Source organism: Dyadobacter sp. CY326 (genome assembly GCF_021390515.1).
Taxonomy (GTDB): Bacteria; Bacteroidota; Bacteroidia; order Cytophagales; family Spirosomataceae; genus Dyadobacter.
Window position 1 is genome coordinate 931051 of the sequence record NZ_JAJUXI010000003.1, and the last position, 13871, is coordinate 944921.

Below are 13871 nucleotides of genomic sequence, written 5' to 3' on the forward strand. Positions count from 1 at the left end.
CGATAAGTGAACAACTTAAACTCCGACTATCCTGTCAATGTCAACATAATATCGTCCTGATTTAACATTGACACCCAGGAGGATTTTGCGGCAAGTATCGGCAGTGATAGCGCCACCCAGTGCAACTGCGGAAGCTAATTGGGGCCAGGATAGGATCGTCTTACCAATCTGGGTCATTGAAAATTTCAAGCGATCTGAAATGTTATTCGCATCAATGATCTCGCCCACCAATTTTACTTTCTCCTCTGTTGTCAGGTTCCCCATTGTGTTTGGATCAATATCTTTCAGTAATCCGTGAAATATAGGGCGCTGCGGTTCCATGTCGAAACGCTCAATATCAATCATTCCCCTATCGCTTGTATCCATCACAACCGGAACTTCAAATGCTCGCGCCCGATGTCGCGTCATGAACTTGATGTCCAGGCCATCACAAATCTCCACCAACAGGTCAAGCTTTCCTCCCTCCGTCAGAAACTGATCAATGTTGCCTTCTGAAATTCCATTCCGATACACCTGGATATTGATAAACGGATCAATTTCTGCTATGGCCCGGGCCGCAACGATAGCCTTATTGATGCCCAAATTGTGCGTACTCGTCTGGATTCGGTTTAGGTTTGACAGTTCAATCATATCATAATCTGCCAGGCGGAGTTCGCCGATGGAACGTTCTGTGGCCAGTGTCATTGCGACGGCATGTCCAATCGACAAGCCAATGATGCCCACTTTTTTCGTTGACAAAACTTGCTGTTCCTGATTGGTGATCTTGCAGTTATTCCGGTTGGTCCGCACGCTGTGAAACTCTTCACGGTCAAGCAGGTGAACCAGTCTACGGCTCCATGGGTAAAAAACCCAGACACCATACTCATGCAAGTCGCTGCCATTAAGATGGTTTTGAACACGCTCTTCTGCTTGCTCCTGACTTAATCTGACGCCCGGATTTTCAATCTTTATGAGCTCTATAAGCTGATCGTAAATCGTATCAAATACTAAAACATCAGCATTTCGTTCGAGCATAAGCTCCAACCTTTCTTTGTCATTTGAATTTTCCAGCTTGAATATCAGCGGTTTAAAAGTGATATTTAACTGCCCTAAAATATTTTGAGTATAATTCGTTATTGAGTCCATGGATATTGGTGTGAAGATTTATAAAGCGAAAGATGGAAGTTGTTGACCGGCACCGGTTTTCTTGAAAAAATTATCCCCTAATACACCAATTCCATATCTGCAAATTATGCCAGCTAGAATAGCCTGGTTCATCTGTTCTTGTGAAATATGTTGGACTGATGATAGGACAGCTGCAGACGATGTCGGGAATTTAAATCCTGGATAACCGTATTCTTTTTGCACGGCCGTGGTGTTCTCCATCATCGGCACCAGATCTTCGTGAAATTTTACTGCGCTGGTTGAGCAGGAATAAAGACAATATTCAGCCTTGTCTAGAATAGAAATTCCGATCGCTGCCAGCATTGCAAACCGGCACAAACCTAGTCCTCTATACGCATCTGCTACAGCGACCCTGCTGAGCTCGACAGTTGCATCATTGTAAACCGGGCAGCCTTCTAAGCTTATATCAAAGGCATATTCAGTTGGCAGAACAATGGATAAATCGGGCTGGATCTGGAGGTGAAACTTTTGATTGATGTTCTGCAGCTGTTTTTCAATAGATCTATTAACGTGTCTTTTCACAACCCTGATTGTTGCGATTTGTTCTCCCCTGGAATATATCCCTATCAAATTTGCTTTCCAATCACTGGGTAGCAAATCATATTGATTGTCCGTGTATTCGCGGGAATATTCCTTTTTATAGATCTCTCGTCGTAAAGCAAGGTGATCTACGATATCCGTCTCACTTCTGAGTTCTCTGAGTTCGAAGTTTTCAATTAAATGGTGAAAGTTGAATGACATTGGAGCTGGAATTAAATGATTTAAAAATGTTTTCGCGCCGATGGTCTAGAACTTTAATTAACTGAAAATTCCTTTTGCAAAGAGTTGCATGATAATGGCATCGGCAAAACAAAGGTACCCCCCGCCCAAAGCCGAGTTTTTCAACAAATCTTAATAAGTATAAAAAATTATTAAATAGGAATGCATGACTAAAAATCGTGGAGAAGGTGTTAAAAAATAACCTGGATACGCACCCGAAATCTTTTCATGATAAATTTGCTAGCAACCGGCTTTCTTGAAGGAATCAAATCGCAGGTCCTGGTTCTGTTCGCTCTTCGAAACCCGTATATCCAATCAGCATTCGAAATAGTACAGTTTAACGTGCCAGAGAGACATATATAGTAATTTGTTTCGGTGTACCACTAACTTGTAATTTGAAAGTGGCGAAAATGGCTGTTTTCAGAACCAAAGGGGAGAAGACTCAAATGGCCAAAGAGTACGGAAAAACCACCGAATTGTTGGCCAGTTCGCAGCGGTTACATAATTAATGTGGCAACGTAGAGAGGAGTAAGCAAATGTGCAATCTTACGGCGGTCAACGCAAACACACCGGCACTGGATTTATTTCAAATGACCTATTCTTTGACGCAAAAGCATCGCTTACCACGGTGATGCTGGATTGAACTTGAATTGGATATGCAACCGTGGTGGCAGAATAGTTGGTCGAAGTTAATTCTTTAACCCGATCTGTGGCACATTAACTAAAAGTGAGTGGTAAAGACAAGCTTTGACTTCGACCAAGCACATGTGAAAACTCTGTTTCCGATGATTGGACGATTTGCAACCGAAAAATCATTATTAGTGAGCCCCTCCCTGGTTTTCAGACGGTTGAAAGTAGAGTTTTCGGTGTTTCTTGATGTAAATTAACAAGTTCCTTGGGGGTTAAATCATTCAGCGCACTGTGAGGCCTGAAGTGGTTATATTCCCACCGAAAGTCTTCGATTTCTTCCCTCGCGTCGTCTAAGGATAGAAACCAATTAACTGAAAGGCACTCATCCCGGAATTTACCATTAAATGATTCAACATATGGATTGTCCGTTGGTTTTCCTGGCCTTGAGAAGTCAAGTGTCACACCGTTTGAATACGCCCATAAATCCATTTCCTTTGAGATGAACTCGCTTCCATTATCGCATTGAACTCGTTCTGGATAACAGCCTTCAACCAGGCAAATTCTGGTCAGTTCAGCCGCTACATCAGCTCCTTTCAAAGATTTGCCAGGCAGCAATCCATGGCAGATTTTACTACAATTATCCACTACAGTTAAGACCCGGAACCGTTCGCCGTTGAAAAGCGCATCTTGCACGAAATCCATGCTCCAGACTTTGTTGATTCCTTGAGTGTCCAAACGTTCCAACCGGTGTTCTGCACTACGACTTCTTCTTGGCCTTTTTGTTCTCAAATTCAAGCCACAGGTCTTGTAAACACGGTAAACTCGTTTATGATTGTCGCTGAAACCTTCTCTTTTCAACAGCACAAAAATTCGGCGAAACCCATATCTAACTCTCGTATTTGCGATTTCTTTCATCCGCATCGCCAGCAATGTGTCGTCGCGGCGGTGTCGCTTATAATAGTACATGGCCCGTACTAACTTCACACAGCGGCAAGCTCTTTGAATCGAGACCCGATAGTTGGATACCAACCAATTAGCCATTTCCTTCTTGTAAGGAGGCTTCACAACCGCGCGGCGGCCGCATTTTTTTAATAACATCCTGCAGCATTTGCTTGTCCAGACTTAGGTCTGCCACCAGCTTTTTTAATTGCGCGTTTTCCTCCTCCAACTGGCGCAGTTTTCGCAGTTCAGCAACACCCATTCCGCCATATTTTTTCTTCCAATTGAAGAAGGTTGCCTGGGACACTCCCAATTGACGGCCGATCTCCTCCAACCGTGTCCCGGTCTCTGACTGTCTAAGCGCAAAAGCGATCTGCGCCTCAGTGAATTTCGACTTTTTCATAGTGACAAATTACGTTTTTGATCCGTTTTTGCCACCGAAAATCTCCAGTTTTCAGCTGTCTTGTTTGCCGGGGGGAGGTCAGCAGAGATCACAATACGTATCATGCTAGATAAAGAACGATTTCTGCTGAACCAACGTTGCTGCCAAACTTCATGAACATCGCATATTGTCAAAAAGCTAGTATAGTGTTATTCATTTGCTCTCTTTCCATTTGATTACAGCTTTACTAGGCACCTCTTAAACTACATTTCAATAAAAGAACATAAATTTAGTGGGTGCTGTTTTTATTGCACAAGCTTCCGGACGAATGGAATTGTGCTCCGCTATACCTTAGAGGAATTCTGACCAACTGTCGCTTTCCCTCTTGTTTTCTGTTTTCTTATCTAACATAAAAAAAGAGTTATGCAACGCCGAACATTTATAGAAGGATTAGGAATGTTTGCCGTTGGGACGGGGGCTTTCGGCTCCATAAGCTGGCGCGAAGGCCGTTTCTTTGGCGATAGCCCCACTACAACCGATATTTTCGGGCCTTGGTACAGGCCGGGAGCCCCTCTTAGAAAAAACCTGAATCCAACAGGATTCAAAGGCGAAATTTTACGGCTATCAGCCACCATATTTAAAGAAGACGGCAAGACCCCAATGAACAAGTGCCTGATCGAAATCTGGCAGTGCAACGCGGATGGTCTCTATGATATCACGTCGGACGAATTTGTTTATAGAGCCAGCCAGCAGGTAAAAACGAACGGACGTTATTCGTTTGTTACAGCCATTCCGGTTGCTTACCCCAGCGAAGCTGATCCAACCCAATATCGGCCTGCTCACATTCATATGCGGATATCGGCCGATGGGCAACAGGACTTGATCACGCAGCTTTACTTCAAAGGTGATCCGAATTTGCCAACCGACCCGAGTACCAAATCGCCCTTAACGATCAACCGAATCCTTCCCATAAATAAAATCAACGCTACCGAAAGCGAGCTTAGATTTGATGTCATTCTCAGCAAGGAGTATTTGCCGAGTGACACCATTTTTCAGAAAGTTTCGGGTGTCTATAAAGTGAGTGACAGTTCGATGATAGAATTCTATCGGGAAGGGGACCTACTGTTGTACAAAAGAAATAACCATATTTCCGGCGGCTTATCGTATCAAGACGCCAATACGTTTACGGGAGGTGTAAACGACACCGAAGCCATATTTGAGTTACAGCAACAGGGTAAGGCATCCGTTCAGTTCCGGTTTTCCCGACGAACAGAAACAAGGCTGACTGGAACAAAAATAGTCAAATACGACCGGTAGTGAATAGAATAGTACACAACGTCTCAAAGCTTTTTATAATAAAGTAGCAAATGCACGTACTGGGAAAGTGCCAACACCTTTGAACTTGGGCGGCACTGCACTAAACATAAAGCCAGATTCAGGCAATGTATTCAGGTTGCACATGTGTTCAACGATCAGGATTTCGGCGCCAAGCAAAATCGTGTGAACGGGCCTAACATTGCCACGAGTGTCATCAATGTTATGGCTATCAATACCCACTAATTTCACACCGCTGTCGCGCAAATAGGTAGCGGCTTCGCCGCTTACAAACGGATGATTCTCAAAATAATAGTCTGTGGACCAGTGTTTTGACCAATCTGTTCTTATGATAACAGCTTTGTTTTTGATATCCTTTCCTTTAAAATAATTGATACCAATTTCCATATGACCGATTGCATTGATCGTAATGGCATCTAGATTGGCAAATGCTTCAATGTCAATTTCCGACAGATCTTTCCCATTTGCATAGCGATGAAACGGACAATCAATATAGGTGCCAGTGTTACTGACCATTTCAATTTTACCAATTTGAAATTCCGTCCCAGCTTCATATCTACCTGCTGAGTCTTTTCGGCTCAAAAAATCGCAAATAATTGGAGCCGGTAGTCCTTTATAGGTAATCAGTCCCTCAAAGATGGTATGGCTGAGATCAATTAGTTTCTTTTTCAATACTTCTATGTTTTAATTTAATATCTGCTCATTTGATCAATTCACTTATGTGAAATAAAGTTACTTAGGTTTTGGTTTTCAATGAGTCAAGGTAGCACATGGCGAGCATAGAAGTGATCATATGCATGATGCCTGTTATTTGCAAAAGGCTAATGTATTCATTAGTAGTACACGTAATACGGCGCAGTTTTGGACTTACTTACACACCACACCGTTACCGCAATTTATGCATTTGTCGTGTAATACAATGGATCCCGCCACCTCCGACATTGATCGAGCGGACATCGATACCAATCACGGTTTTTCCCGGAAATACTTGTTTAAGTCTACTAACCACCTCCTGATCGTTTACCACCATGTCCGCTGACAATCCCACATACTGTGCGACCAACACCAGGCCGTTAATTCCAGATAGTTCAATAGCTCGCCGCCAGGACACCTTTAAAGCTGGCTTTCTTATTGATGTTCTGCTTTCCCAACTAAGCTGAATTTGAGCGTGCTCATCAGGGCAAACATGTCATCTTTGCCGTCCAGGTCAACATACAGCTGCTTTACTTCCGGAAAGTGGAGAATGATGATCTAGTGCTAAGCTGTTGCAAATGCAGATTAGCAGCGCCTGCTTTTTAAAGGGTTTTTTCACGCTCGTCAAGTGGGTAATGTGGTGATTCAGGATCTGAATAGCTTTCAGTCAGCCAGATTCTCATGGGACCAAAAGATATGAATTAACGGAATCTCAATTCGGGTTGATGATTTTGAACTAAATGCATAGCGATTAGCATCTGGATGCAAGCTTTAAGAAAAATTAACCCCTGTTACAGTCCTGCGAGAATGGGACCAGACATAGGATTAAAAATATAACAATATGATCTTGGTTAGATATTCTGGCAACATAATGCGACCGCCGGGATCACTAGGAAAGTGGTCCAATCGATTTGTCTCTAATTGGATATGCCTGACCATATCGGTATTTCAAGGTCTTCTTATTCGTCATTAACCATTCCTGAGTGCATCTTAACAGAAGCCTCTTGGAGCGAGAAGGAAAGTGCGATTTTTTTCCTGATTTCACTGTCTTTCATTGAACGCAAATAATTCCAGCTTCCGGGTGTTATCTTTTCAGTTAGCCACTCAAATATTGCTTGCTTTATATCCATGTTTTCGATCTTTTGAGCTTTCGAACAATGACAGCTTAATGTCATCATTAAGTTTTCGATATAATACGTGTGGGCGCATAGGATGATGTTGTGGTATCATAGGATGTTCAAAGTTGCCCGCAATATCCTGTACCATTCCTAAACGGACCATTAATCGTTGAGACCGCAGATTGGCAGGTATAGTAAACGCAACAATCTCGGCTAAGTTAAGCGTCTTAAATCCGAAAGTCAACGCAACTGTTGCAGCTTCAAATGCGTAACTCTGACCCCAGAAAGGGCGGTCAATACGCCACCCGATTTCCACAGCCGGAGTGAAGGGTGCCTCAAAAAGAACAGAATTCAGTCCGCAGAAGCCAATGAAACAATTATTCTCCGTTATTTCAACGGCCCAAGTTCCCCAACCTTGTATGGCTGCCGATTGAGAAATTTTATCGACCAGGGCATTACTTTCTTGTGGGGTAAGACAAGATGGAAAATGTTCCATTACATTTTGATCTGCATTCATCTTAGCAAATGGCTCCAGATCGGACTCTTGCCATTGGCGTAGCGTAAGTCGGGGCGTGTACAAGGTTGGAAGGTTCATCTGGTTGGGTTGGATTGTATTAAATAAAAAAATTAAGTGAATAGTAATGTGTGTAACATAGCCTGTCTCTGCGAGCTGCCCATTGTCTTTGCTCTTGGGGACGCAAAACTAGCTACGTTTCTTTCCGACGACCAAAAGGTTCGTATCGAGAGATATGTGATACCAACTGCTTGATGTTATCAGACTTTGCTCCATGAGTACACCTCCAAAATAGGCTAGCGCGTTGTTTAAGGCTTTTACGACCTGGCCAGTTTCATCTTTGGCAATGTTTTGGAGCTATTAGCGAATAATTTTAGTGGATGCTAATTATCCTGCGTTAACTATTCCCTTGCGCGTTGCAAGGCTTCTTTACATAATAATGTATGCTCCTATTTGAAGCTTTTGAGCCCTTTGCTTTATGAGAGCGACATCAACCGCATAAATGTGGTCGGCTACAATTGCTTATTTAATACAGATGGTAAATACCTTTATAAACAACTACTCGAAGAGTGTAGCGGGTATATAGTTTCTGATCTGGCTAACAGTTGTTTGTCCGGCAGCAGTTCGTCAATATCACTACCGATGACGTACAAATATCGATCTTCATCGAGTACTGCTCTTTCATCCGAGTATTAAAAGTGATGTTTTCCCTATCTCTTGCCAATATAAATTTAAAATAAGACCGATTGTGGTGATGGATTGGCAGTTTCGCCATACAGCTCGCGGGTTTCGTTATTGACCCAAAACATAATTCTTCTTGAAGTCGTCAAAGCGTTTATAGGCGTTCCGAAAAGTTAGTATGCTAAATACAACCATTGGGTGACTATTGGTGCATCTTGGGTTTAAAGCGCTATCCTCTTGCAATAGAACTAGTTATATTAGGATAAATTTGAAGGATAACCAAACGCTGCCTTACAATGAAAAATACTCACTTAGTTATGATGCTAAGCACGGTGGTGCTGGCCAGTTGTCAACCAACTGGTTCGGAAGAACTCTTACCAACAGCACCTCATTCAACCGCCCGTGTAGCCAGTTGTCCAACTCCTACGCTGGCTGACATCGAACAGATATCCATTTTTCCGGCCGATAATCCCTGGAATATGGATGTTTCAAAGAGTCCAGTTGATGCGCGTTCGTCCGCCATTATAGCCCTTCTGGCGCAGCAAAGCCCGCGTTTGAAAGCTAATTTTGGCAGCGGCCTTTGGGAGGGTGCACCCATCGGTGTTCCTTATGTGGCTGTCTGTGGAAATCAACCAAAAGTGCCCATTACCTTCCGGGCTAATGAATACGATGAAAATTATGGCGATGAGAGTGATCCGGGCCCTTACCCGATTCCGCTCAACGCACCGATTGAAAACAATGGTGCCGACGATAGTCACGTTATTGCCGTGGATGTCACCAACAAAAAAGTGTACGAACTCTACAACGCCAGTCGAACCTCCTCTGGCTGGGCTGCTTCCAGTGGCGCGGTGTTCGATCTTGCTAGCAACGCCCGCCGACCAGAGGGTTGGACCTCAGCTGACGCCTCGGGGCTAAGCATCCTGGCTGGTTTGGTGCGGCACGAAGAAGTCAAAACAGGGGTGATTGACCATGCCATCAGGTTCACACTACGCAAATCCAAGGTATCTCCTAATTATGTCTTCCCTGCCAGCCATAAAGTGAAAGGGGGTAACCTCAATGGGCAGGCCCCCACCCCAATGGGGATGCGCTTGCGATTAAAAGCAAACATTGATCTCTCTTCCTATTCGCCTAAGAACCGTATCATCCTCAACGCCATGAAAAAGTACGGTATCATTTTAACGGACATTGGATCTGATTTTTTTATCACTGGTGCCCCCGATCCTGCCTGGAACAACAGTGAATTGACCCAATTGGGTAAACTACGAGCCACCGACTTTGAGGTTATCAAAATGGGAGCCATTAAATAATCAAATTTAATCATAGCGCGGCCTTATTTATCCCCGTTGGGTGCCAGACCCAACGGGAGAATTAGCTAATCAAATGAACCAGTCAACGTAGACTTTCCTCCAGGATCTTAATGTTCCTGGCGTACAATTTTACGTCCCTGGTTTGACCGCGCCAGGCAAGCCAACAGCGCGCTTCTCTTTTATTCAGGCACTTGATGGCTTGCCGGTTCAATATATGACTGCGCCCAACGCGTACAAACCTATCGGTAGGTAGTAATTTATGAAGGTCACCTAATCGCAGATTGGGTACGTTGTGGTGCTCAAAATGCGCGCCATAAACACTTACTATTCGATTAACAGATTCGCAATACATGATATCGTCGATGTCTACACGATGCAGGATGGCAGCGTTACTGAATATTAAATAATGAGACAATAAATCATTCGTTTTAATACAATCATGAATCGTTTGTTTTTTGACGCTTTTGGCGAGGGGTTAATTTAGGTTGTCCGGGAGCCCAGGACCCTCCTGGGATGTCCGGTGAAATCACCGTATTCCCTGACCGGATGTTGGTAGTCAAAATACCAGCTACCAAAAGCTATTTGCAGTCAATCCCGGTCTGGAACAGCATTCTTCATATTACCATCTTTACTGAGGCAAATGATGCATAAATAAGACCTTTGGATTAGCCCCCAGCAACGAGGATAGTTTCAGACTCAGCAACGGTTCATTGATATTCGTACTGCTTAGTAAATCCCGTCAAACTAGTTTTTACTTAACAGGAATTATATTTTGCAAATACAATTTTAATTCGGGATTACCACTTTGAACTTTGCGTTGGCTGCATTGCCCTTTGCATCTCCGCGGACAAGATCTTGGCTGAAAAAGTATAATGGATCTTTCTTAAAAGTTATCTGTAGTTTGGCATCGGCTCGCGTGATTTTGTAAAAATCGGTCACGCTTAGTGCAGACGGGACAACTGGCGGTTCAACGAAAAATGATGGCCAAACTGTCGCGCAACCTCCATTGCAGTTACTAATATCGTCGGCATCGTTTTCAAAAGTGTAAAGCGTTTTTCCGGTTGCATCAACTAAATACCGACCAGAACCCGTATTTCCAAAGAAGACGCTGTAATCAGGTTTTGCTGCGAAAAATCCGTTCTTATTGTCGCCTTTTGTTTCTGCTGGAGCGGCATCCTGAGCAAAGTAATACAACGGCCATCCTTTGTAAGTGTTCTGCTTTTTCCCATCAGCCCTTGTAATTGTTCCGAAAAGGCTATAGTCAAGTCCAGGGCCTGTGATCAGGCTTTCTTGGTAAAATGCTGGCCATACATTAGCGCAACCTCCACTGCAATTGCTGGTACCCGCCACATCTTTTTCAGAGAAATAGAGCGTTTTCCCCTTACCATCTGTTAGAATGTTACCCAACGCAATGTCTTTGCCGACTTTGATTGCAATCTCCGGTTGCGGGTTGTCATCGTGGTCAGAACAGCTTTGAAATACCAGCGCGGACGCAAGGGCCAGCATGGCAATGATTGTGAACTTTGTGAATTTGTTTTTCATGTTTCGGTTTTAAATTAATTAATTGAGTACTATCGTTAAATTTTGGTTTATAGGTATTATTGAACGGGTGATTACGGGGGCCTTGATTTTCGAACAATGCACAGTCCTGACGAGTAATGGGTTACTTCGACTTTGTCGTCTTTGTCTCAATGAACCAAAGGCATTTGTCATTAAGACTCCGCCTTTTCTGTCTAGCTTTATTCAAGAAACATGGCTGTCCGTCTGGAAATTAGGGTTCGAGTAACCATCTTCTACTGTACTTTTCGTATTCACTACCGTGGCCGCATTTTCATTATTTTGGAAGCAGTCTTCTGATACCGCTTAAACCTTCTCTTTTCAACAGCTTTAAGATCCGATAGAAACTGTGTCTAACCTTGATATTTTGAATTCCTTCGTATAGTCTAGCTGCCTTAAAGGAATACGACAGATAAAATTTGTGAATTAGAAAAGCTATATAGTTTGCCCTTGATGCTTTGTTCAATAATGAGTTCAAGCAACCCCCAGATTTAGAGGGATTTGCTTGATAAATTCACAATTGACTTAACATCATTAAGGAGTGCTGATAATACTATCCCTAATGTTATAATATGCTATCGAACTGACCACTGCTAACGGTCGGGTAAGAACGATTTCAATAAGCGCTAACGGAAGTCGTATTTTCAAAGGAGCCAGCGAGCTGCTGCTTTTGGCTACTTTCATCCATTTTAATCAGTTTTTTACCCGATATAATGTATAAATAGCCGCTTCTCGCTGTCATCGCTTTTACGTCTGCGAAATACTCGCCACCTTCCACAGCTCCGGTATCCAAGTTTACACGGTATAGGGCATTGTTGCGCATAACATAAAGATATTTGGCGTCACCCGTCACTGCTGCAATAGCTTGGGTGCCAGACCACTGGAGCTTTCCATAAGTACCTTCAATCTCCCCAGTAGTAATGTTGACTTTGTTTAACAAGACACCCCACGCCACATACAATGCATTATTATGATAGTAAAGTGTTTTTACCGCTGGCCATTCCCTTGACCCTAAGATGGTACGTTGGCCGTATTTGCTAACTTTGTAAAGCCTTTTTTGATACACTGCGTAAAAATTTCCCTGAGCGTCCAGGCCAGTAAGCCCCGAAGCTCCCATCCAATCGTCAGTGCCAACTTGTTCGTAGGCCCCATTAAAGCGGTTTGCTTTCCAGAGTTTACCACCCTGGATACCCCAGACGTACTCGTTATCCTGGGCGAGGGTTTTACTGGTTCCCGTCCATCCATCGCTCAAAGTTGCAGTTCTCCCCTGGTTTTCATTCACTGCCTTCAGTTTATCTCCCATGACAAAGTACAAATTCGAATACATAGAGATGACCGTGTTAACGTCACCGGTTGACAAGCCCGAGCCCGGTGTATAGCTCTGCCCATCCTTGCGTGAAATGGTGGCTAGGCCATTCTTGCTGGCATCTTTAGCCTGATACATCATGATGGACTCGTAGTCAAACGAACCATAATCAAACCCCTGGCCTATAGGCCATTTGTTAAATTGCTGTTTCAACAAGTCATTATCAATGATGTTTTCCCAGTGAATGTTGATGTAGTTGTCCCGGTCGCGTCGGCTGTGCTCGTGATACAAGCCGATCGCATGGCCAATCTCATGGATGATAGTTGCCACATTGTTATCATCTTTTAAATAAATCCACTGTCCACCACCTTGTCGGCCGATGGAACTGCCATTTAAACCATCTCGTCCAAAGACAACATAGTCTTTATGATTGTTGACGGGAACAAACCGGATCGGTGTGTTCAACTCCCAATGCTCAATTGCCTCTTTGATGGCGGCTTTATTGAGAGCCGGCTGCCCAGGCGATTCCGGATAAATGAAATAAGGGACAGTCCAGTTAGCCCATCTATAATTATGGTCTTTTCTCCCTGCTCCTTCAATCCGGGCATTGGCATCTTGTACCGGCGCTAAGTCCTCTTTTGAGAGCAGGATGTCACCTTCCAGAATAGCTTTGCCATCCTTTTCTACATAAGTAATAGGTATGCCTCTAAAGGTTCCGTGTTTAACAACACCACTGCTATCTGAATGGATGTCTGCTATGGGTTTATTCATTGGTACTTGTTCCAGGTCTTTTTTGCAGGAGCTAAGCAGTGATCCGGCTAAAAAGATCGTGGTTGCCCAGAGGGGCAGGTACTTTGTTTTCATAATGTTTTGTGTTTATATAAATTTCACGATTTATAAGAGACCGGCGTTGAGCTCTTGAGGTGTGAGACTATACTGTCTTACAAGCCAGTGGCAGCTTCAAGCGGTGTAGCGTATTCTAAATGCATCGGCCGTGGAGATTGCCGGCATTCAGTCAACAACAATCAGCTGGCCTGAGCATTCGGCAAGAACTTCTGACGTGAGATGCCCGATCCGCCGGAAACCACAAGCAAAAAGGCTGTGTACCATCGTCAGGTTAGTCAACCCGACTTGGGTTAGCTAGCCCGACAATGGTCACTATACCTAAACCGGCGGCACAGATCAGACTTTCAAAGATCTAATTCCCTCCGCTCGGGTCATGAACGAACCCGATGGAGCTTGCACCTAACCAACCTTTTGATAGCATAAACTGATCGTTATTCTCAGTGACGCGGTACAAGTATTGGTCATTGACTATATACAGGTAGCCCCCTCCTCCGCTCATGGCCGTCACTTTGTTCCAGCCCTGCTTATGAAGTGTCAACGCACCAGTAACGATGTCAACGCGATATAGTTCGGTAGAATTCATGATGTAAATCGATTGGGCATTGGCCGAAGGAGCTGCAATACCTTTGACGTCAAACCA

12 protein-coding genes and 1 pseudogene are annotated in these 13871 nt (G+C 43.8%); 2 read left to right on the top strand and 11 right to left on the bottom strand.

What is annotated here, in order from left to right:
* Nucleotides 1–15: 15 nt before the first annotated feature.
* From LZG73_RS08320 to LZG73_RS08330, 3 genes and pseudogenes are all read right to left on the bottom strand, one after another.
* Nucleotides 16–1125: a ThiF family adenylyltransferase gene (locus tag LZG73_RS08320; protein WP_233847508.1), complete on the bottom strand. Its 1110-nt coding sequence runs from the start codon at nucleotides 1123–1125 to the stop codon at nucleotides 16–18.
* 18 nt (nucleotides 1126–1143) lie between these two features.
* Entirely contained in the window at nucleotides 1144–1905 is a 762-nt protein-coding gene (locus LZG73_RS08325; RefSeq protein WP_233847510.1) for a hypothetical protein, read from the bottom strand.
* Between the two features lie 858 nt (nucleotides 1906–2763).
* Nucleotides 2764–3895: pseudogene (locus tag LZG73_RS08330) on the bottom strand (IS3 family transposase).
* Nucleotides 3896–4297: 402 nt separating this feature from the next.
* On the opposite strand from LZG73_RS08330, the gene LZG73_RS08335 reads away from it, so the two are divergent.
* Nucleotides 4298–5191 (top strand): hypothetical protein, encoded by an 894-nt coding sequence (locus LZG73_RS08335; RefSeq protein ID WP_233847511.1) that lies wholly within the window; start codon nucleotides 4298–4300, stop codon nucleotides 5189–5191.
* A 33-nt stretch (nucleotides 5192–5224) separates the two neighbouring features.
* Here the strand turns inward: LZG73_RS08335 and LZG73_RS08340 are convergent, their stop codons facing one another.
* The 4 genes from LZG73_RS08340 to LZG73_RS08350 form a co-directional block, all read right to left on the bottom strand.
* Nucleotides 5225–5881 (bottom strand): cyclase family protein, encoded by a 657-nt coding sequence (locus LZG73_RS08340; RefSeq protein WP_233847512.1) that lies wholly within the window; start codon nucleotides 5879–5881, stop codon nucleotides 5225–5227.
* A 214-nt stretch (nucleotides 5882–6095) separates the two neighbouring features.
* A complete protein-coding gene (locus LZG73_RS25650; RefSeq protein ID WP_409014317.1) occupies nucleotides 6096–6320 on the bottom strand; it encodes an agmatine deiminase family protein in 225 nt (74 codons plus the stop codon).
* A 541-nt stretch (nucleotides 6321–6861) separates the two neighbouring features.
* Complete coding sequence (locus LZG73_RS08345; RefSeq protein WP_233847513.1) at nucleotides 6862–7032, bottom strand: hypothetical protein; 171 nt, start codon at nucleotides 7030–7032, stop codon at nucleotides 6862–6864.
* Nucleotides 7007–7615: a GNAT family N-acetyltransferase gene (locus tag LZG73_RS08350; RefSeq protein WP_233847514.1), complete on the bottom strand. Its 609-nt coding sequence runs from the start codon at nucleotides 7613–7615 to the stop codon at nucleotides 7007–7009. The genes LZG73_RS08345 and LZG73_RS08350 overlap by 26 nt, the downstream gene beginning before the upstream one ends.
* 896 nt (nucleotides 7616–8511) lie before the next feature.
* On the opposite strand from LZG73_RS08350, the gene LZG73_RS08355 reads away from it, so the two are divergent.
* On the top strand, nucleotides 8512–9522 hold the full coding sequence (locus LZG73_RS08355; RefSeq protein WP_233847515.1) for a hypothetical protein: 1011 nt from the start codon (nucleotides 8512–8514) through the stop codon (nucleotides 9520–9522).
* Nucleotides 9523–9604: 82 nt separating this feature from the next.
* Here LZG73_RS08355 and LZG73_RS25655 read toward each other — a convergent pair whose 3' ends face one another.
* From LZG73_RS25655 to LZG73_RS08370, 4 genes are all read right to left on the bottom strand, one after another.
* Nucleotides 9605–9937, bottom strand: coding sequence for a LytTR family DNA-binding domain-containing protein (locus LZG73_RS25655; protein WP_409014318.1), 333 nt, complete (start codon nucleotides 9935–9937; stop codon nucleotides 9605–9607).
* Nucleotides 9938–10308: 371 nt separating this feature from the next.
* Nucleotides 10309–11064 carry a hypothetical protein gene (locus LZG73_RS08360; RefSeq protein WP_233847516.1) on the bottom strand — a complete coding sequence of 252 codons (756 nt, stop codon included), beginning with the start codon at nucleotides 11062–11064 and terminating at the stop codon, nucleotides 10309–10311.
* Nucleotides 11065–11695: 631 nt separating this feature from the next.
* Nucleotides 11696–13249 (bottom strand): M12 family metallopeptidase, encoded by a 1554-nt coding sequence (locus LZG73_RS08365; protein ID WP_233847517.1) that lies wholly within the window; start codon nucleotides 13247–13249, stop codon nucleotides 11696–11698.
* A gap of 334 nt (nucleotides 13250–13583) precedes the next feature.
* On the bottom strand, nucleotides 13584–13871 hold a 288-nt coding region (locus LZG73_RS08370), incomplete at its 5' end, for a hypothetical protein (protein ID WP_233847519.1).